The organism is Bradyrhizobium sp. Ai1a-2 (genome assembly GCF_000426245.1).
In the GTDB taxonomy this organism is placed as follows: domain Bacteria; phylum Pseudomonadota; class Alphaproteobacteria; order Rhizobiales; family Xanthobacteraceae; genus Bradyrhizobium.
Genome location: NZ_AUEZ01000018.1, coordinates 1 through 22,569, shown reverse-complemented (window position 1 = coordinate 22,569; position 22,569 = coordinate 1). Strand labels below are relative to the sequence as shown.

Genomic DNA, 22,569 nt, shown 5'->3' with positions numbered 1-22,569 from the left:
AAGCACTCCGCTCGTGATGGTGGGCACGCTTCGCTTTGCCCACCTACAAATCCTGGCGTCACCGCCAGTGCAGCAGCTTTGCCTCGAGCAGATTGATCAACTTCCCTACCGCCAATCCGAACAGCGACAGGATCACGACGCCGGCGAGTAGCTGATCGGTCTGCATCAGGTTGCCGGCCTGCAGCACGAAAGCGCCGATGCCATACTGCGCGCCGATCATCTCGGCGCTCACCACCAATAACAGCGCGACCGAGGCGGTGATGCGGAAGCCGGCGAGAATCGAAGGCAGCGCGCCCGGCCAGATCACGCGGCGCACGATGGCATGGAAGGGCACGTTGAAGCTCTGCGCCATCCGGATCAAATTGCGCGGCACCGCATCGACACCGCTATAGACCGATATCGCGGTCGAGAAAAACACGCCCAATGCAATGGTCGCGATCTTGGGCTCTTCCCCGATCCCGAGCCAGAGGATCAACAGCGGCAGCAGCGCGATCTTCGGGATCGGAAACAGCGCCGAGATGAAGGTGATGCCGACGCCGCGCGCCAGCGTCGACAGGCCGATCGCGAAACCAATGATGACGCCAGCTACCGTGCCAAGCAGCCAGCCGGTGCCGATCCGCATCACCGACCAGCCGAGATGCTGCCAGAGCGCGCCAGACATCGCGAGCTTGTAGGTGGCCACCGCGATCGCCGATGGCGCCGGCAGGAAGAGCGGATTGACCCATTCGGCGCTGCCCGCCAGTTGCCACACGGCGATGACGAGCGCGAGCGCGACCCAGCCCGACGCGCGGCCCGTGCTCGGCATGAAGCCGGCGCCGCGAAATTCGACCGGCCGCGGCTTGGTGTCGATATCGGACGGCGTCTCTGCTGGCGCGCGCTCAAGCATGCTGGACCTCGCGCTCGGCATCGATCGCTTCTTCGCGGATCAGCGACCACAGCTCGTCCTGCAACGCCAGCAACTTTTCGCGCGCGTTCCTGTCGCCGCGCTCGCTGCGCGTCATCGTAACAGGCACGACTTTTCGGATGCGCCCGGGCCGACGCGACAGCACCACGATGCGGTCCGCAAGCCGCACCGCCTCCTCCAGATTATGCGTGACATAGACCGCACCCATAGCACCGTCGGCGAGCAGGCGGACGAAATCCTCCATCAGCAGTTCGCGGGTCTGCGAATCCAACGCCGACAGCGGCTCGTCCATCAAAAGGATCGCCGGCTTCACGGCCAGCGCCCGTGCGATGCCGACGCGCTGGCGCATGCCGCCGGAGAGCTGCTTCGGATAGGCGCCACGAAAATCCGAGAGCCCGGTGCGGCGCAGCGCATCCTCGACAATGCGGCGGCGCTCCGCTGCACCTAGCGCCGTATGCTCAAGCGGGAACGCGACGTTTTCCTCCACCGTGCACCAGGGCAGCAGTGCAAAATCCTGGAACACGAAGGTCAGCGGATTGAGACTGTCTTTTGGAGGCGCGCCGCGCAACTCGGCCGCACCGCCAGTTGGCCGCAACAGGCCGCCGAGGATCGAGAGCAGCGTGCTCTTGCCGCAGCCTGACGGCCCGACAATCGCGACCACCTCGCCCGCGCGCACCGTGAACGAGACGTCGTCGAGCACGTCGAGCGCGTCGAAGCGGTGGCTGATATGGTCGGCGATCAGGTCCATCAATCCGGCTTCACATAGTCCTTTGCGATGATCGCATCCGCGTCAAACCCCTTGTCGACAAAGCCCTGCTCCTGCAGCCAGCCAATCTGGTTGGCGACGTTCTTGACGTCGAGCTTGCCGTCCGGATCGATATAGGCGCAATTGCCGACCACCTGCTCGACCGGCAGGTTGGTGTACTTGGCGATGATGTCGAGCAGCGGTTTTGTCTTTTCGTTGATCGGCACCTTGCCATCCTTCATCACGGCCAGGATCACATCGTGATATTCGCGGTCGGCCTTCACCAAGGCTGCAAGCAATTTCGTCACCAGCGGCTTGTTCGAAAGCGTCTTGGGCGACGCGAACACAGCGCCGAGCTGCCACGGCGTCTCGTCACCGACCCAGCCGAGGAACTTGGCGCCATTCGTTTCCATCAGCGGGCGCGCGGTCGAGACCGGCAGCAGCGCCGCATCGACGGTCTCGCCTTTCAACGCCGCGGCCGCGTTCGAGAGCGATTGCAGCGGCACCACCTTCACGTCCGAAAGCTTGAAGCCATATTTGTCGGCGAGCAGGCCGAGCGAATAGTGAAAGCTCGAGCCGACCTGCGTCACCGCCACGCGCTTGCCCGCAAGGTCCTTCGGCGTCTTCAGCCCGGCTGCATAGGCATTGTTGCTGGCGAAATAGCCGATCAGGGGATAGCCGGCCTTCTCGCGGCTCATACCGCCGATTACCTTCAGCGTGCCCTTGCCGGCGAGATTGTAGAGCCCGGCCGTGAAGGCGGTGACGCCGAAATCGACATCGCCCGAGGTGGTGGCGACCGCGATCGGTTGCGCGGCGTCGAAGAATTTCAGTTCGACATCGAGCCCGGCCTCGCGGAAATGGCCCTTGTCCTGCGCGATGAACACCGGCGCCGAGGACGACAGCCGGAGCACGCCGACCTTGGCCTTCAGCGGCTCATCGGCATGCGCGATCCCGCTCGCCGTCAGTGCCAGCAGGCCCGCAAGCGCGAGCCGCACAAAACCCTTCATCCACCTTCTCCTCACAATCCGGCAGGGACTTGCTGGTCGCGCCCGATGAAGGCGCCCTGCTCTTTCAGCCCCTGCTGCAGTCGTTCTACCGCGATGTCGCGCGGCCTGGTATTGCCCGACAGCGCGAGCGCGGCGGCCGAGCCTGCCGCCTCTCCCATCGCAAAGCAGGCGCCGGAGACCCGCGCCGCCGACTGTCCCTCATGGGTCATCGAGGCGCAGCGCCCGGCGATAAGGAGATTGTCGATGCGTTCAGGCACCAGCATGCGATAGGGCAGCTCGTTGAAGCCGCGCGATTCCGGGATCGGCGGGAACTTGAAGATGACGTCGCCTGCGACATGCGCCTCGATCGGCCAGCCATTGACGCCGATGGAATCGTCGAACGAGGCGCAGCCGAGCACATCCTCGCCGCTGAGCTTGTAGCCACCGACCACGCGTCTCGTTTCGCGGATGCCGAGTTGCGGTGGCAGGTCGACGATGTAGGAGTTCTCGAAGCCCGGCACCGTGCGCAGGAATTCGAATGCCTGGATCGCCTGGCGGCGGCCGTCGATCTCGCCGCGGGTGAGGTCGTCGGGTTCGAGGCCGTTGACGGCGGTGCCGTCCTCGCGCGCGAGCTGGGTGAAGTTGACGCGCCATTCAACCGGCGAGCGCTGCGGCCGCACGATCGCGGCCTTGCGCGGAAACTTGTGGGTGCCGGCGGCCTCAGCCTTTTCCATCAGCGCCGGGATCGTCCGCCACGCGTCACCGGCTTTCTCCGGATCGATGCCGTTGAGACGGAACATCATGGATGGATAGAGCATGCTGCCATTGATATCGCCAACCTCGTACGGCGCGCCGGCCCAGGCAGCGAGATCGCCATCGCCGGAGCAATCGATGAAGATGCTTGCCAATACCGCCTGACGGCCAGCCTTGGTCTCGACCATCAGCGCACCGATGCGCTGCTCATCGTCCATCACCACGCCGGCGCCGAGCGCATGGAAGAGGATATCGACCTTGTGGCTCGCCAGGAGATCATCGGCCGCGATCTTGTAGGCCGCGGTGTCATAGGCCTGCGCCAGGATTTGGCCGAGGATCAGATGCGGCTTGTTCAGGCCGCCGAAGTGGTCGATACGAGCAAGCAGGTCGGAGGCGATGCCCTGCACCACCCGATGCGCTTGCCCATGGACGTTGGCATGGAGCCCGCAAAAATTGGTCACACCCGCCGCCGTGCCCATGCCGCCGAGGAAGCCGTAGCGTTCGATCAGGAGCGTGCGCCGCCCGGCACGCGCCGCGGCCACCGCGGCCGCAATCCCGGCGGGCCCGCCGCCGAGCACCGCGACTTCATATTCGCCATAGATCGGCACGCGCCGTGCGGGTTCTTCGATCGTCTTTGGCACGTTTGCTTCCCGGAGGTGGCCCGCCAACATGGCGGGCTGAAGGATTTTGTTATCGCAACAACGGGCTAGCAAAGAAAGCGGCGCCGGGAAATGGCTCGCGCGCAAAGTTGATGTTGCTCCCCTTTCACGGAACTGAGACAACAAGCCGGTAAAGGACGGGCGACATTGAAACTCCTCATCCTCATCGCCCTCGGGCTCACGGTCGGCGTCGCTCCCGCTTCAGCGGCGGTGGAGCAATGCCGGTTCATCCAGGCGAAGGCCGAGCGGGAGGCCTGCTACGAGCGGCAGTCCGTGGCGCTCGAGGCCAAACGCAAGCCGGAGCCGGTCTACGACAATAAGCCGATGGAAGCGCTGCAGCAGATGCGGCGGGATGACGAGGAGGTCTACAAGAGCTTGCGCAGCATCTGCCGCGGCTGCTGAGCCGCGGCCCGAGCACCGCTTCACGCGCGTCAGAGCTGCCGACGCTCCCCCTCCCCGTTCTTACGGGGAGAGGGTTGGGGTGAGGGGCTGTCTCGGCAGATGCGGTGAGAGATGAGTTCGCGGAGGCTCCCTCTCACCCGAAATTCAAGCTGCGCTTGAATTTCGACCTCTCCCCGCGAGCGGGGCGAGGTGAAGTGGGCGCCTCCGGACCCGCGGTGTTACTCAGCCTTGATCTTGGCGGTACGGATGATGTTGCCCCAGCGTTCCGTCTCGGACTTGATGAAGGCGCGGAAATCCTCGGGCGAGCCGCCTTTGACCACGGCGCCCATCTCGCGAAGGCTGTCCTTCACCTTCTGATCGCCGAGCGCAAGGTCGATCTCCTTGTTCAGCCGCGCCACGATCTCCTTGGGCGTGCCGGCCGGAACCAGGAAGCCCCACCAGACGGTGGCCTCGACGCCAGGGAATCCAGCCTCGGTGACCGTCGGAATTTCGGGCAGCAGCACCAGCCGCTCGCGCGAGCTGACCGCGACCGCCCGAAGCTGGTTGGCGCGAATCTGCGGCATGCCCTGCACGGGATCGACGAACATGAACGAGACGCGGCCGGCGATGATGTCGACCATCGCCTGCGCGCCGCCTTTGTACGGCACGTGCAGCGCCTGGATGCCGGTCACCTGCTTGAAGATCTCCGCCGCGAGATGGCCCGAAGTGCCGGTGCCGGCGGAGGCAAAGGTGAGCTTGTCCGGCGCCGCCTTGGCCATATCGACGATGTCCTTGACCGTCTTGGCCTCGAATTGCGGCTGCACCACCAGGATCAGGGGCGAGTAGCCGACCAGCGCGACCGGCTCGAGGTCCTTCTCCGCATTGAAGGGAAGGCTGTCAAACAGTGCCTCATTGGTCGCGAGGTTGTTGGCGGCGATCAGCACGTTGTAACCGTCAGGATCTGATTTGGCGACGAAGCCGGTCGCGATGTTGCCGCTGGCGCCGGGCCGGTTCTCGATCACGATCGGCTGGCCGAGCTGCGGGCCGGCCTGCTGCATCACGGTGCGCGCGACGATATCGACCGCGCCGCCCGCCGAGAACGGCACCGCGACATGGATCGGGCGCTCGGGATAACCGGCCGCGAGAGCCATCCGGGGCAGGCCGGGAAGCAGCGCTGTCCCCGCGAGCAGTGACAAAGCGGTGCGTCGGTTGATCTGGTTGGTCACGGGCGTGCCTCTGTTGAAGTTTTCGGTGTCGCGCCTCCCGCCTCGGGCCAACGCAGCAGCGCGGCGGCGGTGCCGCCGAGCACCTGCCGGCGATCGTCATCGGTCAGGAACGGAAGTTCGCGCTGCATGTGGTCGAGGCATTCGAGATAGGAGCACGGCAGGCGCGTGAGATCGGATCCCCACATGATGCGATCGGCGCCGAAGGCCTCGAAAGTTCGCCGCAGATAAGGATCCAGGCTGGCGAACGGATAGCCGCTGTCCGTGTAGCACGGCAGCGAGCTCGCCTTGATCGCGATGTTCGGAAACCGCGCCAGCGCGAGCAATTCGTCGAGATCGGCGAAACAGGCGTCATCGCGCAGCGCGCTCTGCCGCGCCATGTGATCGAGGATGATGGTAAGGCCGGGATAGCGTTCCGCGAGCGCGGCGGTCTCCTTGAGCAGACCGGGAGCGAGCGCCATCAGCGGAATGCCCAGGCGCTGGCAGTCCGACCAGAACCATTCGATGGTGCCGGGCACCAGCCACCTCGCCCATTGCGGCTTGTAGAAGGTCATGCGGATGCCGAGCATCCCCGGCTGATCGAGCCAGGTCTGCAGGCGCTCGCGGGCGCCGGCTGCATCCGGATTGAAACGGCCCATCACCGCGAACCGCTCGGGAAACCGTTGCGCGGCTTCGAGCGCCGTATCGTTGGAATCGCCGACCGGCGACGGCGGCACGATCACCGCGCGGTCGATGCCGGTGCGGTCCATCATCCCGATCAATTCATCCGCGCCCAACGGCTCGGGACGATGTGGCCGCGCGCCTGGGACGGCGACGAAAGACGGCTTGCCGATCTGCTCGGCCGGCCACGGCCGATCGGGCCGATGCGCTTCCCAGAGATGAACCTGCGAGTCCGTGATCAACGCCCGCTCCCCTCTCAATTGAAGATGTCCGCGGGAATGCGGCTGTACACGCGCCGCGCATTGCCGACGAAGATCGCGCGCTTTTGCTCCGCGGTCAGCAGCGTCGAGTTATCGATATAGCGGCGCGTGTCGTCATAGTTGAAGCCGGTCTCGGGATCGATGCCCTTCACCGCGCCGACCATCTCTGAAGCAAACAAGATGTTCTCCGCCGGGATCACCTGCGTCAGCAGGTCGATGCCGGGCTGGTGATAGACGCAGGTGTCGAAGAACACATTCTTGAGCATGCATTCGGACAATGGCGGCCGCTTCTGGTCCTGCGCTATGCCGCGGTAGCGACCCCAGTGATAGGGAATTGCACCGCCGCCATGTGGAATGATCAGTTTCAACGTCGGAAACTCCTTGAACAGATCCGACATCAGGAACTGCATGAAAGCGGTGGTGTCGCCATTGATGTAATGGCTGCCGGTGGTGTGGAAGACCGGATTGGCGGCGGCGCTGACGTGGATCATCGCGGGCACGTCGAGCTCGACCATCTTCTCATAGAGCGGATACCACCAGCGGTCGGTCAGGGGCGGATCCTTCCAGTAGCCGCCGCTCGGGTCCGGGTTGAGGTTGCAGCCGACGAAGCCGAGTTCCTCGACACATCGCGTCAGCTCAGTGATGCAGTTTTTCGGTTCGACGCCCGGCGACTGCGGCAACTGGCAGACGCCGATGAAATTCTTCGGGTAGAGTTTTGTCAGCCGATAGATCAGGTCGTTCGAAACTCGCGACCAGGCCTCGCTGACCGCAGCGTCGCCGATGTGATGGCTCATGCCGGAGGCCCGCGGTGAGAACAGCGTCACCGACGTGCCGCGCTCGCGCTGCAGCCGGAGTTGCGCGCCTTCGACCGATTGCTGCAACTCGTCGTCGCCGACCTTGAGCTCATCGACCGAGGGCATCTGCGAGCGATCGGCGATCGCCGCGATCTGCCGCTTGCGCCAGTCGAGCAGCGCCTGCGGCTCCGTGGTGTAGTGGCCGTGGCAGTCGATGATCGGTCCGCCGGCAGCCTGCGCGCGCCGCAATCCTTCCGTGGCCTCGATATTGATTGGAGGCGAAAAAGACCTACCCGAAGCCATCATGGCCTGGAAAACCAGCGGGCCGCCGCAACACGAACAGCTATTGGCGTGGATCGATCCGGAAAAAGCAAACACGGCACACTCCCTTGCGAACGTCGCGTCCGACGTCGCGATCAAACGTCAATGTTGCAACCAAGCCTGGTCAGCGTGGCGTCGACCCAGGAGCGGTCGAGCTTGCCCTCCTTGATCAAGGCCAGCTGCTTGATCTCGGCCTGGTGCTTGGCCTCAGTCGCCTTCAGCACCTCGGCCGTGACATCGAAGGGCACACAGACGATGCCGTCGCCGTCGCCAACAACCAGATCACCAGGCGCAATCACCATGCCATCGATCGCGATCGGCACGTTGATCTCGCCGGGACCGTCCTTGTAGGGCCCGCGATGGGTGACGCCGGCGGCATAGACCGGGAACGTGCCGGCATGGAGCGTGTCGTAGTCGCGGATCGCGCCATAGATGACGATGCCGGCGATGCCGCGCCGCTCGGCCTGCGCCGCCATCATCTCGCCGATCAGGGAATTGGTGAGATCGCCGCCGCCGTCGACCACAATGACGTCACCGGGCTCGGCGATGTCGATCGCCTTGTGCACCATCAGATTGTCGCCGGGGCGCGTCTTCACCGTGAAGGCTGGACCTGCGAGCACGCCCTCCTTGTGAACCGGCCGCAGCGCCGCGCCGCCCGCGGTCATCCGCGACATGGAATCGCTGATATTGGCGACCGGCAGCTCGCGGAATTTCGCGACAGTGTCGGCATCAATCTTGCGCGTGCGTTTGCAAATCTGGAATCCAATCATCGCCTCGCCTCCCTTGCCACTTCGGCTGAATGCGCCGCTCAGAACCTGCGAGCGACGCGGGTTTCCTTGGATTATTCGCGCTTTCTGCCGTGATAGGCGCCACCGGCTATTGCGTCCAATATGATATTGACAGCCCGGCTATACGTTTTGACTATAAGAAGATGGATTATCGCCAGCTTCGCTATTTCATTGCCGTGGCCGAAGAGCTCAGCTTCAGCCGTGCCGCCAGACGGCTGAACATCAGCCAGCCACCGCTCAGCACCCAGATCAAGGCGATCGAGGCCGAGGTGGGAACAATGCTGTTCAGCCGCGATCGGCACAAGGTTGAGCTCACCCCGGCCGGCGAGGTGTTGCTCGACAATGCGCGGCGCGCAGTGAGGCTGCTCGAGCAGACCACCGAGGCGGTGCGGCGCGCCGGCCGTGGCGAAGCGGGCACCATCCGGCTCGCCTTTACCAGTTCGGTCCCGATGCGCGAAGCCTTCGCGCAGATGTTGCGTGCATTCCGCAACCGTTACCCCGACGTGCAGATTGAACTGCAGCATCTGGGAACCGGCTCGCAATTCGCGGCACTCGCCGACGACCAGATCGATTTCGGCATCCTGCGGCCGCCCGCCATGCTGCAGCAGAATCGGAGCATCAGGCTGGTGCCGCTGTGGCGCGACCGGTCGCGGCTGTTCTTTCCATCGAGCCATTCGCTTGCCAGCTCCGCCGCACCGGTCGAGATGACCGAGCTGGTCGACCAACCGTTCGTCGGAGTCGAGCCCGTGGTCAATTGCGGCATGCATGAACATTTGATGACGCTGTGCGGCGCGGCCGGATTCGCGCCGCGCATCGAGCAGGAAGCGCGCGAGCTCAACACCGTGCTCGGCCTCGTTTCCGCTGGGCTCGGCATTGCCGTGCTACCGGAATGCTATAGGTGCATGGCGATACCGGGCGTCTCCAGCCGTCCTATTGCGGGCGTCGACGCGGAAAGCTGGCTCATGATCGCGATGCGCGATCGTAACATGCCGCCGCTCATGCAGCGCTTCGTCGAAGTCGCCTGCAATCTCGGTGGTGCCGATGCGCCGCAACTGGTGCCGTAGACGGTCAGCCAATACGCCAAAGCAAAGCAAGGGAACATCGCCCCGCTTCGTTGGGTCTCGGCAGAGGAAGGGCATCTCGGAGGAAGCTCATGCGAGCTGCTGCGGGCTCAGGCCGCCGAGCCACATACGGGCCGAGTGGATGTTGTGAAAATCCTTGATCGCAATCTCTTTGGCCAATTTCGAATGGATGCTCCCGATCGAGACCTTGCCAAAGAAGGTCAGCGACACGGCAGTAGCGACGGCCTTTAGACCCGCCGCGCGCGCCCGCGGCAGCCAATCTTCCACGATCCACCTCTGATCTTCGGCGTGGACGATCGGCAGGTCCGAATCATCGCCCAGGATCCTGTCGGCGGCATGCTGCGTGAGCATGTTCAGGATGATCTCATGAACGAAGCGAAGCTGGGCGCTGGTCGCGTATTTCCGCCATACGACCGCGATGCAGGGAATGTTTTCATCATAAGAGAGCGAACAGATCGGGTTGTCGTGCGGACTGTTCAACAAGTGGATCCCATCGATCGATTCGCCTTCGATGATCCGCTTCAGTTCCGCCAGAGACCTCGCGCCCATTCTGACCCTCTTCTACCGCCTGCGTCCCCACACGCACCCGCGGTATACTAGCGATCTGCCGGCACTTTTGGAACACCGTGCAGAGCGATCACATTCGGGTCGTCCTGCGGTTCCACCTGCCGCCTTTGCGGCTCACGCTGCAGGCTTTCGATCATCGCCCGTGCAATCTCGCGCTCGCCCATGATAACGGTATCCGCACCCAGTCGCGTGAGATGCTCGACCTCGGCATCCGAATGCGCGCGGGCGATGATCCGGATCTGCGGATTGGCGGCGCGCGCCTGCTGAACGATCTGCCCGGCTTCGAATGCCTCTGGAATCGCGATCACCAGATATCGGGCCGCGGATGGATTGGCGGCAGCGAGCACGTCGGCGCGGGCCGCATTGCCCATGATCGCCTCGATACCCTTCTGCTTGAGCCCGGCGACGATCGCATCCGCATCTTCGATGACGAAGAACGGTTGACCCGCCTCCCTCATGGCGCTGCCGACGATGTTCCCGACCCGGCCATAACCTATCAGTATCGCGTGATCGGACAGGCTCGTAACCGGGATCGGTTCGCGGGTGGCAGGAGCGGCTGTCTTCGGCGACGCCCGCCCCGGATCGAGGCGCGGTATCAGCCAGTCGACGCCTGCGAAGATCAGCGGATTGAGCATGATCGAGAGGATCGATCCGGCCAGGATCAGGTCGCGCCCCTCCTTCGGCAGCAGATCGGTTGCGACGCCGATCGCCGCCAGGATGAAGGAGAACTCTCCGATCTGAGCGAGACTGGCGGAGATCGTCAGTGCCGTAGAGACCGGATGCCGGAACGCCAGCACGATCAGGAAGGCCGCAACGGATTTTCCGATGATGATGATGAAGAGCGTGGCGATCAGGGGCCACGGTTCGCGGATCACGCTCATCGGATCGAACAGCATGCCGACGGAAACGAAGAACAGCACCGCAAAGGCATCCCGCAGCGGCAGCGACTCCTGCGCGGCGCGCTGGCTGAGTGGGGATTCCGTCAGCATCATCCCGGCGAAGAAGGCGCCGAGCGCGAGCGAAACGTCGAACAGCTTGGTCGCGCCGAATGCAACGCCGAGCGCGATCGCCAGCACGGCAAGCCGGAACAGCTCCCGCGAACCGGTATGCGCAACGTAGTGCAGGATCCAGGGGATGAGCCTGCGTCCCACCACCAGCATCAGGGCGATGAACAGACCGACCTTGGCGACCGTGAGCAACAATGTGCCCGTGAGCCCAAGACCAAGGCGCGCCGCAAGCGGACCGGCGGTCTGCGCATCGCCATTTCCGCCGAGCACGCTCGCAAGTGCCGGAAGCAGCACCAGCGCGAGCACCATCGCCAGATCTTCCACGATCAGCCAGCCGACGGCGATCTTGCCGCGGTCGGTATCCATCAACCGGCGCTCCTGCATCGCACGAAGCAGCACGACCGTGCTGGCGACCGACAATGCCAGCCCGAACACGAGCCCCGCCCCGACCGACCATCCCATGGCCAGGGCAAGCGCCAGGCCCATCAACGTTGCGACGGCGATCTGGACGACGGCGCCGGGTAGCGCGATGGCGCGGACAGACAGGAGATCGTTGAGAGAGAAATGCAGGCCCACCCCGAACATCAGCAGGATGATGCCGAGTTCCGCCAGCTCGGTTGCCAGCGACTGGTCCGCGACGAAGCCGGGCGTAAAGGGGCCGGCCGCAACTCCCGCGAGCAGATAGCCGACCAACGGTGGAAGGCGGAACCGCTGGGCGAGGGCACCGAACACAAAAGCCAGTCCAAGCCCTGCAACGATGGTCGCGATAAGTGGCGTATCATGCAGCATTTTCAGCTTTTGGCACAATCTGCCGCCGATGTCCCGCGCACCCTTTGTGGCGGCATGTCGCACTTGCTGCTTGCGTTGATTGGCGCAGTCTGCACCTGATGAGACGGCGCTGCATCCACGCCACAACTGCGCTCCCTCTCCCGCTTGCGGGGGAGGGCTGGGGTGGGGGCTGCCTCCGCGATTGACACTCTTTGAGTGGAGACAGCCCCCACCCGGCGCTTACGCGCCGACCTCCCCCGCAAGCGGGAGAGGTGAATGAACATGCGGCAGGACTGATCCAACCAAAGCACGTCACAGAGTGGGATGATGCAAGCCACAGATACGCAGTCCCTCAAGATCGAGATCGGACATGCCGGCGCGGTGTCAGCGCTGCTGCTTCGTCCACCGCAGGCGCGCGCCACTTACGTGTTTGCCCACGGCGCCGGCGCCGGCATGACGCATGCCTCGATGGAAGTGATCGCCACCGGACTCGCCGCACGCGGCATCGCGACGTTGCGTTACCAGTTCCTTTACATGGAGAAAGGCAGCAAGCGGCCCGATCCGCCCGCGATTGCGCATGCCACCGTGCGCGCTGCCGTGGCAGAAGCCGCAGAGCGGTGCGCCGGCCTGCCGCTCTTTGCCGGCGGAAAATCCTTCGGCGGGCGGATGACGTCACAAGCGCAGGCAATCAAGCCGCTTGCCGGCGTGCGCGGCCTGGCGTTTCTCGCCTTCCCGCTGCATCTCGCCGGAAAGCCATCCACTGAGCGGGCAAAGCATCTCGCGGATATCAAAATCCCGATGCTGTTTCTGCAAGGCACGCGCGATGCGCTGGCTGAGTTGAAGCTGCTCGAGCCGGTGGTCAAGGAGCTCGGATCATCGGCGACGCTGCATCTGGTGAAGGAAGCCGATCATTCCTTCCATGTGCTGGTCCGTTCGGGCCGCAACGACCGCGAGGTGATGGACGAGGTGCTCGATGCATTCGCGGCGTGGGTGAATTCGATCCTTTGACGGCTCGGTGATGAGAGTGAGCGGCCCCTTCACGCCTGCCCGAGATCGATCTGCGTCAATATCCCCTGCCGCAGCGCAAGCCGGACGAGCTCGATATCCGAGCCGACGCCGAGCTTGTCCTTGATGAGGGAGTGCAGGTTCGCCACCGTCTTGGGACTGATGTGAAGCGCCTCGGCGATTTCCTCGGTCGTCCGCTCGGCAAGCAGCATCCGCAACACTTCGAATTCGCGTGCGGAGAGGACATCCGCGGCGGCGGCTTCGCCGGCAAGCCGGCTGAGCGCAAGTTCATGATCGATGTCAGGACTGATGGCGATCTTTCCGGCCAAAACATCCATCACGGCATGCACGAGCGTTTCGGGCGGGCTCGTCTTGGTGACATAGCCGCTGGCGCCGGCACGGATCGCCTGCACGGCAAAGGCCGCATTCTGGTGCATCGTGAACACGAGGATCCTGGCGCGCTTGTCCCATTGCCGAATGCGCCTGATCGCCTCGATGCCGCCGATGCCGTGCATGCTCAGATCCATGATGACAAGGTCGGGCTCGGTGGCCTTGAACAGCCGATAGGCCTCGGCGCCATCGGACGCTTCGGCAACGACGCGCAATCCCGGCTGCTTCTGCAGCACCGAGCGATAGCCCTCGCGAACGACCGAGTGATCGTCGACCAGCATGATGGCGTGGCCGCTGCCATTCATGCCGCGCACTCCAGGGCAACGCCGTGCTGTCCGGACGGCGCGAAGGGAATGACGACATGCAGGGCAGAGCCACCGTCCTGTTTGGCCTCAAAGCTCAACCGCCCGCCCAATGCGGCGACGCGTTCACGCATCCCGAGCAAACCCATTCCGGATTTCGCTGCGGGATCGCCGAGCCGGCCGTCATCCTCGATGTCGAGCTCGATTGTAGCGCCGTCGTTCGGGGAGACATCGGCCTCACGCGTCCTCAGTCGCAGCACGACCCGCGTCGCGCCCGCATGCTTGGCCGCATTGGTGAGCGCTTCCTGCACGATGCGGTAGAGATTGGCGCTGACGGCCGCAGGCATATTCTCGAACGTGCCGGAAAAGGCGATCTCGAAACGGGGTCGTCCCCGGCTACGCCCGTTCCAGCCAGCGACCAGCCCTTCCAGGCTCGCGGCCAAACCAAGTTCCTCGACGTCAGGCGGACGCAATCGGAACAGCGCGCCGCGCAGCGTCTCCATCATGTCGGTCGCAATCCGCGCTATGCCGTCGCATTCGGCGAGCATCGCGGGACAATCCTGTCCCGCGGTATGGCGGGCCGATGCCGCCAGCGCGCGTATCGCGGTGAGCGACTGCCCGAATTCGTCGTGCAGCTCCCGCGCCAGATGCCGACGCTCCTCGTCCTGCAGCGCGATCAGCCTGCGGGTCAACTCGCTACGCTCGGCGAGCGCCGTGCCGAGGCTTTCCGCAAGGTGATTGAACACGTCGCGGATGGTCGAAAGCTCGGCAAGATCGAACGGCGGCAGACGCGCGGTGAGGTCGCCGGCGGCGATCCGCTCGAGACCGCTCCGGATCAACCGCGCCGGACGTAGCGCGCGCGCAAGGGCCGCATAGACCAGCGCGCACAATAGCGGCAGCGCGATCGCGAGCACGATCATCAGGCGACCCGCTTCGTGCCAGGCCTCGGCGGTGAGCACGCCCGGATCAACCCAGACGACGGCTTCGCCGATGGTGGTGCCGCGCGAAATCACCGGTCGCGTGGCCTCGCGGCCGGGATCAAACAGGCTGCGATAGAATGCTGCGAATATTTGGGGCGGAGCGCCCTCCTCGTTCGGCGCGCCGCCACAAAAGCGCTGCTGGATATCGCCGTCGCTTGCGCGAAACGCAAGACAGAGACCGGGCGTTATGACCGCCGTCGCGACGTTGTCGAGGTCGGGAAATTCGGACCGCGGATTATTCACCCACTGGACCTTTTTTTGCTGCAGCTCCAGCGTCTTTGCCGCGACGTCGGCGATCGCATTGATTCTCGCGCGCACGGATCTGTCCGCCTCGATCAGGAAATAGGCCGAGATGGCGGCAAAGCAGAGGGCCGATACGGCCGCAACGCGCAGCGTCAGCCGCACCTTCAGATCGCTCCTGTGGTTCCACATCTTGCGGATACCCCTCGCGGATGACTTTGGACTCCCGGTCTACGAGCGGGAGCCGTACATTTAACGGCAGAATGCAACCGGCGGAAAGCGTTGCCCGCGGCCCGAAAATGACGTCGTGAAATTTTCCCGGCTCTCGCCGGGAGGCGCTCAGCTTCGGGGGTAGACCCGGTCGACATAGCCTGGAAGCCCCGCATGATTGCTGAAAGGTCCGCCGATGCGCCGATCCTGTCTTGGTTTGCTTGCCGTTGCCATGCTTGGGCTCTTGCTGAGTTCGGGTTCCGCCAGTGCCGATACCGGCGCGCCCGCAGCCCGGACCCTGGGTGTCACGATTGAAGAATTCGGCTATCTCGACACCTCGGGCGAGCCGATCGATCAGACCGCGGCCCATCAAAAGCGCCTGCAGGCGTTCATGGCCGCGCTGAGACGAGACGTCGAGGCGGACCCACGCTACCGCCTTGTCCCGCCCTCGACGGACGATCGCGCCACGGCGGCCGAGCGCATGCAAGCCGCCGCGCAAGGCGGCGCCAATGTCCTGATCACCGGCGCGGTGCAGAAGATGAGCACCCTGGTCCAGTTTGCAAGCACGGCGGTCATCGACATCGGCACCAAGCGGCTCCTGTTCGAAAGGCGCTACTCGTTTCGAGGTGACAATGACGAGGCGTGGGATCGCGCCGAGAGCTTCCTGTCCCGGGACGTCCGCGCGGCGCTGGCGGCGCAGCTAGCCGCATCTCCGGCGGCTGCGTCCGCGCCGATCGAGCTTGCGGTATTCGACTTCGAACTGGAAGATACCACCGCGGCCGCTCCGGCAAGCGGCATCGCGGCTTCGGATGCGGCACAATTGGCCGATGTCACGAGCGGCGTGCGCGAACTGTTCACGCAATCGGGCCGTTACCGCGTGATCGAGACCAGCGGCGCGAATGGGGAAGCGGTCAAGACACACTCGCTGCGCGACTGCGGCGGCTGCGAGGCCGGCGTCGCCCTGAAGCTCGGCGCGGACCAATCGTTGATTGGCGTGGTGAGGCGGGTCAGCCGCACCGAATACACGATCGGATTTCAAGTCCGCGACTCCCGGACCGGCACCGTTGTCTCGCGGGCCGACAGCGGGCTTCGCATGGGCGCCGACTACTCGTGGCGGCGGGGCGCCGTTCGCCTCGTCAAGGATCATCTACTCGAGAACCAGGCCCAGCAGTAGGTCGCTGCGCGTCCCCGCCTTGCTCGGAATCGCGACCGATGGGCCGAGCAAGGCGCCCTGTAGCAGCAGCGATCGTCAGAGCATCTTGCCGACGATCTTTGTCATCTCAGCCGCCGAATACGCACGCAGCGTTTCGCTGCGAACATTGCCGAGCGCGCCGAGGCTCAGACTGAGCGACATGGCGGATGATTCATCCGGCGCCTCGATGAAGGTCACGACATCATATCGGCCCTGTGTCCAGACGATCTCCTTCACCGTCACGCCGAACGTCTTCGCCATTTCCTTGAAAGCTTCCGCTCGCTTCGGAGAGTCCTTGGCGTTGCGGATTCCCTGATCGGTGAACTTCGCCAGCACGACATAAGTTACCATGGCTGTCCTCCTTAGGTTAGGACCCTGTGCAACTTGGCATGAGGAAGTCGCGCCAAGCATGCCACAGCGGCCCGCATGCGGCCACAGAGTCCTTGAGGAAGGTCATGGGACGTGACCAATTTTGCCAGCCGGCTTCATCCCGGCTACGATGGAGCCATGGCACCGACACGAATCCTGATCGTCAATCCCAACACCACCGTCACGATGACCGAGACCATCGCGGCCGCGGCGCGCGCGGTTGCATCTCCCGGCACCGAGATTGTGGCCGTCACCTCGGCGATGGGGCCGGTCTCGATCGAGGGATATTACGACGAGGCGTTCGCGGTCCCCGGCCTGATCCAGGCGCTGCTCAGCGCGCAGGACGCTGACGCCGGGATCATCGCCTGCTTCGACGACACGGGATTGGATGCGGCGCGGTCGGCGGCGCCATTCCCGGTGGTCGGCATTTGCGAGGCGGCGCTGGTCACCGCCGGCCAGCTCGCAAAGCGCATCGCGGTCGTCACCACGCTGCCGCGCTCGGTCGTACCGCTGCAAGAACTGGTGCGTCGCTATGGATTTGCCGAACGTGTCTCGGTGACGGCATGCAACGTCGCGGTGCTCGATCTGGAGAAGCCAGGCACGGGCGCGGAGGAAAAGCTTTGCGCCGAGATCGAACTGGCGCTGGACAAGGGCGCGGAGGCGATCGTGCTGGGCTGCGCCGGCATGGCCGATCTTTCCGCCGCGCTGTCGCGGAAATTCGGCGTACCCGTCATCGATGGCGTCGCCGCCGCGGTGAAGCAGGCCGAGGCGCTGGTCGGCCTGAAGCTGACCACTTCGCGCCGCGGCGCCTACGCGCTTCCGGGTGCGAAGAGCTACACGGGCTCACTCAAAGAATTCGCGCCGAAGGGCGTATGAGCCCGTCATTGCGTGGAGCGGCAGCGACGAAGCAATCCATATCTCCGCGAGTGGCGCGATGGATTGCTTCGCTTTGCTCGCAATGACGGAAAGGGCGTCTACACTGAAGCGGGCGCGCCGTAGATCCGGTCGCGCAAGCGGCGCATCCCAGCTAGCCAGCGGTCGCGATTGGACGCTTTCCGCTGGATGTATTCCTGCACCTGCGGATGCGACAGGATCAGGAAGCGCTCTTCCTCCATCGCCTCGATAACGATACGTGCGACTTCACCCGGCCGCATCACGCCATCGACCCGTGCCGCGCTCGGGCCAGGCGTGGTCATGCCTGTCTGCACCGACTGCGGGCACAGCACGGAAACGCGGATGCCACGGTCGCCGTACTGGATGGCAAGATGCTCGGCGAGCGCGACCGCGGCATTCTTGGTCACGCCATACGGCATCGAGTTCAGCGAGGCCAAAAGCCCCGCGGCCGACGCCGTGTTGAGCAGATAGCCGGAGCCGCGTGCGAGCATGCCGGGCACCAGCGCCCGCGCCGCGAACACATGGCTCATCACATGTACGCGCCAGCTCACGTCCCAGTCGGCATCGGAGGCTGTCTCCTGTCCCTTGCGCGACAGCCCGGCATTGGAGAAGAAGATGTCGACCGGGCCGTATTTGGCTTCCGCCGCCGCGACCAGCGCCTTGATGTCGTCTTCCAGACCGACATCGGCGGTCACCGCCAGCCCGTCGATATCGCCGGCGACGCTGGCGAGCCGCTCGCGCGTGGTCTTGAGATCGGCGACGACGACACCGCGGGCGCCGGCTTCGGCATAGGCCCGCGCCACCGCCTCGCCGATACCGCCAGCCGCTCCGGTCACGACGCAGACCTTGTCTTTCACTTGCACGACGGAGCACCCCCTTTTCGGTTTGACTCCATCTTTTCGCCGCCCGACGCCACTGGCAACCGCTTTCTGGGTGGCGCGTTTAGCCCCGATTCGGACGCAATCAGGACCAGCGGAACCGGCCCTGCGACTTGACTCGGGTTTGAAATCTGATTTCATATATGCAAATAAGTAATCATATATGAAATGAGGAAACCATGGCCCTTCTGCCCGAAGCTGCAGTCGCCCACTACCGCGAGCACGGTTATTACGCCCCGATCAGGGTTATGTCGGCGGCCGAGGTCGAAGGCGTGCGCAGAAAGCTGGAGGCGCACGAGGCCGCGCAAGGCCTGCTCAAGGGATCGATGCGGCACAAGAGCCATCTGCTGTTCACCTGGCTCGACGGTCTGATCCGCCATCCGGCCATTCTCGACGCGGTCGAGAGCGTGATCGGCCCCGACATCCTCTGCTGGAGTTCCTCGTTCTTCATCAAGGAGGCCCGAGACCCAGGCTTCGTCTCCTGGCATCAGGACTCGACCTATTGGGGGCTCGATCCCGCCGATATCGTCACCGCATGGGTCGCGCTCTCCGAGAGCACCGCCGAGAATGGCGCCATGCGCGTCATTCCCGACACCCAGACGCTGGAGCAGGTCGCCCACCGCGACACCTTTGCCGCCGACAACCTGCTGACGCGCGGGCAGGAGATCGCCGTCGACGTCGACGAGAGCAAGGCCGTGATGCTGCAGCTGCAGCCCGGCGAGATGTCGCTGCACCACGTCCGCCTGATCCATGGCAGCGATCCGAACCCTTCGGCGAAACGCCGGATCGGCTTTGCGATCCGCTATCTGCCGACCCATGTGCGGCAGGTCGTGGGAACGAACGACAGCGCCACGCTGGTGCGTGGCGTCGACCGCTACAGCAACTTCGCGCCGGAATACGCCCCGGAAAGCGACCTGTCCGACGCCGCGATTGCCTTCCACGCTCATGTCATGGGCGACCAGCAGAAGGTCTTGATGCGGAATACGCAAGCGAGCGCCATGCGATGAGCATGCCGTCGATGGAGAGCAAGCCCAGATGACCGACCTGATTACCGACCCCAACGACCCCCGGCGTCACATGTTCGGCGAATACCGGTTGAAGCCGAACAGCGGGGTCAATCCGCCTTACTCGCCGGCCTATCCCGTGGAGTGGGGCTGCACGTTGCGGACGGTCGAGATCATGACGCGCGTTGCGCCGGGCAAAGTGGCGAGCCTGCTCGCCGACACCCCGTTCGAGATTGCGAGCGACCGCGTCGCGTTCCGCTTCATGGTGTCGCCGGGCCATTCGCTGGCGGTGCATGCCGGGCAGATGTTCGATCTGATGATCACCGTTCCCGTGCGCTACAAGGGCCTGTTCACCGAGACGCATATCTTCATGTATTGCAGCGACCCGATGGGCATCTGCGCCGGCCGTGAAGTGTTCGGCTACACCAAGAAGGACGCGCATTACACCTTCAATGAGCAGCCGGATGGTTCGATCAACGGATCGGTCAGGCGACGCGGCATTGCGCTCGCCGATTTTTCCTTCACGCCAGATCCGGCGGCGCCGGTCGTGCGCATCGTCGACGGCGACGAACTGCCCGCCGGCGAAATCCATGTCCGCCGCCTGCCGCATCCGGAACGGCTGGAGACGGCCTATGCCGACATCGCCTATCGCCGCACGCCGCTGAAATATTCTGCGCCGCTGCCCGGTCGCGCCTCGATGACGCTGCATCCGAGCGAATACGACCCGATCGCGGATCTTGCGCCGGAGATCCTGGGCGCGCAATTCATGGTGTCCGAGGTCTATGGCGGCGGCTTCGAGGTCGAAGACCGGCGGCTGATCGAGCGCCTGATTCCGTGAACGACAACATCGACCCGCGCGCAAAGCACGCGCGGGCGCCAACATCCGAGCGAGAGTTCGGGACACACAAGGGAGGTTTTTTGGATATGATAAAGTCTATTTCATTGAACCGTCGCCGGCTGCTGGCCGGCCTCGGCGGCGTGGCATTGGGCATCACGAGCTTTGGCGCGCAGGCGCAGGAGCCCGGGCCGCTTCGGCTCGGCGTGCTCACGGACATGTCGAGCCTCTATGCCGACGTCACCGGGCCCGGGTCGTTGCTGGCGGCGAAGATGGCGGTGGAGGATTTTCAGGCCTCACCGCACAAGATGACCAGGCCGATCGAAGTCATCAGCGGCGACCACATGAACAAGGCCGATCTCGCCGCCAACATCGCGCGCGAATGGATCGACCGCAACAATGTCGACGCCATCATCGACGCGCCGAACTCCTCGGTAGCGCTCGCAGTGCGCAACGTCGTGCAGCAGAACAACAAGACGCTCTTGGTGTCGGGCGCGTCCTCGTCCGATCTCACCGGCAAATCATGCTCGCCAAATCTCGTGCACTGGACCTATGACACCTATGCGCTGTCATCGGGCGCTGCGCGGGCGGTCGTCGGCAGCGGCGGCAAGACCTGGTTCACGCTGACCGCAGACTATGCGTTCGGGCACGCCATGGAGGCGGACGTCAAGAACGTCGTGCAGAAACTCGGCGGCAAGGTCGTCGGCGGCGTGCGCACGCCGATCAACAGCCAGGATTTCTCCTCCTTCCTGCTGCAGGCGCAGGGCTCGAAGGCGGAGGTGATCGCCCTGATCAATGCCGGCGGCGACACCATCAATTCGATCAAGCAGTCGGTCGAGTTCGGCATCCCGCAGGGCGGCCAGCGCGTGGTCGCGACCGTGCTTTATCTCAGCGACGTGCATTCGCTGGGGCTGAAAACGGCGCAGGGCCTGCAGTTCACCGAATCCTTCTACTGGGATCTCAACGACGATACCCGCGCCTGGGCCAAACGGTTCGCACCGCGCAACAGCGACCGCTATCCCACTGCGCTGCAGGCGGGTGTTTATGCCGCCACGCTGCACTACCTCAAGGCCGTCGACGCGCTCGGCGCCTCCAGCGACGGCAAGGCGGTGGTGCAGGAAATGAAGAAGCTGCCAACCGACGATCCCCTGTTCGGCAAGGGCAGCGTTCGCGCCGATGGCCGCAAGCTGCACAACATGTACCTGTTCGAGGTCAAGAAGCCGGAAGAATCCAAATATCCCTGGGACTATTACAAGCTGATCAAGACCATCCCGCCGAGCGAAGCGTGGCGGCCGCTGGAAGAAGGCGGCTGCGACTTCCTGAAATCATGAACGGCGAAGTAGCGCTCGTCACCGGTGGTGGCGGCGACATCGGCAGGGCGATCGCGCTCGCGCTGGCCCGGACCAGCCCAGCCGTCGCGATCGTCGATATCGATGAAGCGGCGGCCACGGCAACGGCGCGCCTCGTTGAGGCGGCCGGCGCCAAGGCGCTCGCTATCCGCGCTGACGTCTCGAGCTCGGCGGAGACCGCGGCGTTCGTCGAAACGATCGAGCAGAAGCTTGGTCCGATCGGCATCTTCGCCAACAATGCCGGGATCGAGGGCGTGGTCGCGCCGCTGCACGAATACCCGGATGATACATTCGACCGGCTGTTGCAGGTCAATGTGAAGGGCGTCTTCCTCGGTCTCAAATACGTGCTGGCGAAGATGATGCCGCGCGGTCGCGGCGCGGTCGTCAACACCGCATCGACCTCGGCGATCCGTGGCCGCGCGGGCCTTGCCGGCTATGTGGCGTCCAAGCACGCGGTGCTTGGCCTCACCCGCACTGCGGCACTGGAGGTGACGGGAACGAAGATCAGGGTCAATGCGATCCTCCCGGGTCCGATCGAGTCGCGCATGATCCAGGAGCTGGAGGACCAGGCGCGCGAGCGGTCCGTCGCGCCACGCCGCAGTGGCGGTGCACCGTATGGGAAGCCGGAGAATATCGCTGAAGTCGTGGCATTTCTCGCTTCCGACGCCGCCGCGCATGTCAACGGCGCGGCCTGGGTCGTGGATGGAGGGATGACGGTGGGCTAGGAGCCTGTCCGAGTAGTCCCTGTTCAATTGGGTGGGAGTCTGATTTTATTGGCGGCGATGAGCAAGTATTTTCGCCTCTGGAAGATTGATCAGCCGCAGCTTCTGCCGCCCAGCGTGCAGGATTTCGTACCGAGGGACCACTTGTCACGGTTCATCGTGGAACTGGTGCGGGAGAGCCTCGACCTCACCGAGATTATCAGCAGCTACACGAGTGCACTCGGCCAGCCGCCGTTCGATCCGCGCCTGATGGTGGCGCTGCTGCTCAACGGCTATGCGAGCGGCATCTACTCCTCCCGGC

General features: G+C 64.4%; 23 protein-coding genes and 1 pseudogene. 10 read left to right on the top strand and 14 right to left on the bottom strand.

Annotated elements, in window-relative coordinates; genetic code table 11:
- Positions 1–58: 58 nt before the first annotated feature.
- From K288_RS0114585 to K288_RS0114570, 4 genes are read right to left on the bottom strand one after another with little or no spacing between them, the layout of a single operon-like run.
- Positions 59–886, bottom strand: coding sequence for an ABC transporter permease (locus tag K288_RS0114585; RefSeq protein WP_027580229.1), 828 nt, complete (start codon positions 884–886; stop codon positions 59–61).
- Positions 879–1,652 (bottom strand): ABC transporter ATP-binding protein, encoded by a 774-nt coding sequence (locus K288_RS0114580; RefSeq protein WP_027580228.1) that lies wholly within the window; start codon positions 1,650–1,652, stop codon positions 879–881. The genes K288_RS0114585 and K288_RS0114580 overlap by 8 nt, the downstream gene beginning before the upstream one ends.
- Entirely contained in the window at positions 1,652–2,656 is a 1,005-nt protein-coding gene (locus K288_RS0114575; protein ID WP_027580227.1) for an ABC transporter substrate-binding protein, read from the bottom strand. The genes K288_RS0114580 and K288_RS0114575 overlap by 1 nt, the downstream gene beginning before the upstream one ends.
- An 11-nt stretch (positions 2,657–2,667) precedes the next feature.
- Entirely contained in the window at positions 2,668–4,029 is a 1,362-nt protein-coding gene (locus K288_RS0114570; protein ID WP_027580226.1) for an FAD-dependent oxidoreductase, read from the bottom strand.
- 165 nt (positions 4,030–4,194) lie between these two features.
- Here K288_RS0114570 and K288_RS0114565 point away from each other — a divergent pair, with 165 nt between their 5' ends.
- Entirely contained in the window at positions 4,195–4,449 is a 255-nt protein-coding gene (locus K288_RS0114565) for a hypothetical protein (protein WP_043159870.1), read from the top strand.
- Between the two features lie 218 nt (positions 4,450–4,667).
- On the opposite strand, the gene K288_RS0114560 is transcribed toward K288_RS0114565, so the two are convergent.
- Genes K288_RS0114560 through K288_RS0114545 form a run of 4 tightly spaced genes read right to left on the bottom strand, consistent with a single transcriptional unit; the run spans position 4,668 to position 8,456 of the window.
- The gene (locus tag K288_RS0114560) at positions 4,668–5,654 is read right to left on the bottom strand and encodes a tripartite tricarboxylate transporter substrate binding protein (RefSeq protein ID WP_027580224.1); all 987 of its coding nucleotides are present in this window, start codon (positions 5,652–5,654) and stop codon (positions 4,668–4,670) included.
- Positions 5,651–6,553, bottom strand: a complete 903-nt coding sequence (locus K288_RS45510; RefSeq protein ID WP_051334537.1) for an amidohydrolase family protein — start codon at positions 6,551–6,553, stop codon at positions 5,651–5,653. Before K288_RS45510 ends, K288_RS0114560 begins: the two co-directional genes overlap by 4 nt.
- A 14-nt stretch (positions 6,554–6,567) precedes the next feature.
- Positions 6,568–7,743 carry an amidohydrolase family protein gene (locus tag K288_RS0114550; RefSeq protein WP_244443146.1) on the bottom strand — a complete coding sequence of 392 codons (1,176 nt, stop codon included), beginning with the start codon at positions 7,741–7,743 and terminating at the stop codon, positions 6,568–6,570.
- 38 nt (positions 7,744–7,781) lie between these two features.
- Positions 7,782–8,456 (bottom strand): RraA family protein, encoded by a 675-nt coding sequence (locus K288_RS0114545; protein WP_027580222.1) that lies wholly within the window; start codon positions 8,454–8,456, stop codon positions 7,782–7,784.
- Positions 8,457–8,617: 161 nt separating this feature from the next.
- Here K288_RS0114545 and K288_RS45505 point away from each other — a divergent pair, with 161 nt between their 5' ends.
- Positions 8,618–9,538 carry a LysR substrate-binding domain-containing protein gene (locus tag K288_RS45505; RefSeq protein WP_043159894.1) on the top strand — a complete coding sequence of 307 codons (921 nt, stop codon included), beginning with the start codon at positions 8,618–8,620 and terminating at the stop codon, positions 9,536–9,538.
- 87 nt (positions 9,539–9,625) lie between these two features.
- Here K288_RS45505 and K288_RS0114535 read toward each other — a convergent pair whose 3' ends face one another.
- Positions 9,626–10,105, bottom strand: a complete 480-nt coding sequence (locus K288_RS0114535) for a hypothetical protein (protein ID WP_027580221.1) — start codon at positions 10,103–10,105, stop codon at positions 9,626–9,628.
- A 47-nt stretch (positions 10,106–10,152) separates the two neighbouring features.
- The gene (ybaL, locus tag K288_RS45500; RefSeq protein ID WP_043159869.1) at positions 10,153–11,919 is read right to left on the bottom strand and encodes a YbaL family putative K(+) efflux transporter; all 1,767 of its coding nucleotides are present in this window, start codon (positions 11,917–11,919) and stop codon (positions 10,153–10,155) included.
- 306 nt (positions 11,920–12,225) lie between these two features.
- On the opposite strand from ybaL, the gene K288_RS0114525 reads away from it, so the two are divergent.
- Positions 12,226–12,906, top strand: coding sequence for an alpha/beta family hydrolase (locus K288_RS0114525; protein WP_027580220.1), 681 nt, complete (start codon positions 12,226–12,228; stop codon positions 12,904–12,906).
- A 29-nt stretch (positions 12,907–12,935) separates the two neighbouring features.
- On the opposite strand, the gene K288_RS0114520 is transcribed toward K288_RS0114525, so the two are convergent.
- Together K288_RS0114520 and K288_RS0114515 are read right to left on the bottom strand one after the other, a co-directional pair.
- Positions 12,936–13,598: a response regulator transcription factor gene (locus K288_RS0114520; protein ID WP_027580219.1), complete on the bottom strand. Its 663-nt coding sequence runs from the start codon at positions 13,596–13,598 to the stop codon at positions 12,936–12,938.
- Entirely contained in the window at positions 13,595–15,007 is a 1,413-nt protein-coding gene (locus tag K288_RS0114515) for a histidine kinase (RefSeq protein WP_027580218.1), read from the bottom strand. Before K288_RS0114515 ends, K288_RS0114520 begins: the two co-directional genes overlap by 4 nt.
- 250 nt (positions 15,008–15,257) lie before the next feature.
- Here K288_RS0114515 and K288_RS0114510 point away from each other — a divergent pair, with 250 nt between their 5' ends.
- Positions 15,258–16,199: a DUF3280 domain-containing protein gene (locus K288_RS0114510; RefSeq protein ID WP_244443145.1), complete on the top strand. Its 942-nt coding sequence runs from the start codon at positions 15,258–15,260 to the stop codon at positions 16,197–16,199.
- Positions 16,200–16,274: 75 nt separating this feature from the next.
- On the opposite strand, the gene K288_RS0114505 is transcribed toward K288_RS0114510, so the two are convergent.
- Positions 16,275–16,568, bottom strand: coding sequence for a GYD domain-containing protein (locus K288_RS0114505; RefSeq protein ID WP_027580216.1), 294 nt, complete (start codon positions 16,566–16,568; stop codon positions 16,275–16,277).
- A gap of 156 nt (positions 16,569–16,724) precedes the next feature.
- Here K288_RS0114505 and K288_RS0114500 point away from each other — a divergent pair, with 156 nt between their 5' ends.
- On the top strand, positions 16,725–17,462 hold the full coding sequence (locus K288_RS0114500) for an aspartate/glutamate racemase family protein (protein ID WP_027580215.1): 738 nt from the start codon (positions 16,725–16,727) through the stop codon (positions 17,460–17,462).
- 98 nt (positions 17,463–17,560) lie between these two features.
- Here the strand turns inward: K288_RS0114500 and K288_RS0114495 are convergent, their stop codons facing one another.
- Positions 17,561–18,343 carry an SDR family oxidoreductase gene (locus K288_RS0114495; RefSeq protein WP_027580214.1) on the bottom strand — a complete coding sequence of 261 codons (783 nt, stop codon included), beginning with the start codon at positions 18,341–18,343 and terminating at the stop codon, positions 17,561–17,563.
- A 194-nt stretch (positions 18,344–18,537) separates the two neighbouring features.
- Here K288_RS0114495 and K288_RS0114490 point away from each other — a divergent pair, with 194 nt between their 5' ends.
- From K288_RS0114490 to K288_RS45495, 5 genes and pseudogenes are all read left to right on the top strand, one after another.
- Positions 18,538–19,365, top strand: coding sequence for a phytanoyl-CoA dioxygenase family protein (locus K288_RS0114490; RefSeq protein WP_027580213.1), 828 nt, complete (start codon positions 18,538–18,540; stop codon positions 19,363–19,365).
- Positions 19,366–19,393: 28 nt separating this feature from the next.
- On the top strand, positions 19,394–20,200 hold the full coding sequence (locus K288_RS0114485) for an acetoacetate decarboxylase family protein (protein WP_201449682.1): 807 nt from the start codon (positions 19,394–19,396) through the stop codon (positions 20,198–20,200).
- 86 nt (positions 20,201–20,286) lie between these two features.
- Positions 20,287–21,528 (top strand): ABC transporter substrate-binding protein, encoded by a 1,242-nt coding sequence (locus K288_RS0114480; RefSeq protein ID WP_051334540.1) that lies wholly within the window; start codon positions 20,287–20,289, stop codon positions 21,526–21,528.
- Positions 21,525–22,271 (top strand): SDR family NAD(P)-dependent oxidoreductase, encoded by a 747-nt coding sequence (locus K288_RS0114475; RefSeq protein WP_027580210.1) that lies wholly within the window; start codon positions 21,525–21,527, stop codon positions 22,269–22,271. The genes K288_RS0114480 and K288_RS0114475 overlap by 4 nt, the downstream gene beginning before the upstream one ends.
- A 48-nt stretch (positions 22,272–22,319) precedes the next feature.
- Positions 22,320–22,569 (top strand): annotated as a pseudogene (locus K288_RS45495) (IS5/IS1182 family transposase); the annotation flags it as partial.

Bases quoted from the DNA above. Each gene is read 5' to 3' on its own strand.
- K288_RS0114580 (WP_027580228.1), bottom strand. From the start codon at position 1,652: ATGGACCTGATCGCCGACCATATCAGCCACCGCTTCGACGCGCTCGAC.
- K288_RS0114485 (WP_201449682.1), top strand. From the start codon at position 19,394: ATGACCGACCTGATTACCGACCCCAACGACCCCCGGCGTCACATGTTC.
- K288_RS0114500 (WP_027580215.1), top strand. From the start codon at position 16,725: ATGGCACCGACACGAATCCTGATCGTCAATCCCAACACCACCGTCACG.
- K288_RS0114475 (WP_027580210.1), top strand. From the start codon at position 21,525: ATGAACGGCGAAGTAGCGCTCGTCACCGGTGGTGGCGGCGACATCGGC.
- K288_RS0114480 (WP_051334540.1), top strand. From the start codon at position 20,287: ATGATAAAGTCTATTTCATTGAACCGTCGCCGGCTGCTGGCCGGCCTC.
- K288_RS0114505 (WP_027580216.1), bottom strand. From the start codon at position 16,568: ATGGTAACTTATGTCGTGCTGGCGAAGTTCACCGATCAGGGAATCCGC.
- K288_RS0114520 (WP_027580219.1), bottom strand. From the start codon at position 13,598: ATGAATGGCAGCGGCCACGCCATCATGCTGGTCGACGATCACTCGGTC.
- K288_RS0114525 (WP_027580220.1), top strand. From the start codon at position 12,226: ATGCAAGCCACAGATACGCAGTCCCTCAAGATCGAGATCGGACATGCC.
- K288_RS0114545 (WP_027580222.1), bottom strand. From the start codon at position 8,456: ATGATTGGATTCCAGATTTGCAAACGCACGCGCAAGATTGATGCCGAC.
- K288_RS0114585 (WP_027580229.1), bottom strand. From the start codon at position 886: ATGCTTGAGCGCGCGCCAGCAGAGACGCCGTCCGATATCGACACCAAG.
- K288_RS0114535 (WP_027580221.1), bottom strand. From the start codon at position 10,105: ATGGGCGCGAGGTCTCTGGCGGAACTGAAGCGGATCATCGAAGGCGAA.
- ybaL (WP_043159869.1), bottom strand. From the start codon at position 11,919: ATGCTGCATGATACGCCACTTATCGCGACCATCGTTGCAGGGCTTGGA.
- K288_RS45505 (WP_043159894.1), top strand. From the start codon at position 8,618: ATGGATTATCGCCAGCTTCGCTATTTCATTGCCGTGGCCGAAGAGCTC.
- K288_RS0114490 (WP_027580213.1), top strand. From the start codon at position 18,538: ATGGCCCTTCTGCCCGAAGCTGCAGTCGCCCACTACCGCGAGCACGGT.
- K288_RS0114575 (WP_027580227.1), bottom strand. From the start codon at position 2,656: ATGAAGGGTTTTGTGCGGCTCGCGCTTGCGGGCCTGCTGGCACTGACG.
- K288_RS0114510 (WP_244443145.1), top strand. From the start codon at position 15,258: ATGCTTGGGCTCTTGCTGAGTTCGGGTTCCGCCAGTGCCGATACCGGC.
- K288_RS0114515 (WP_027580218.1), bottom strand. From the start codon at position 15,007: ATGTGGAACCACAGGAGCGATCTGAAGGTGCGGCTGACGCTGCGCGTT.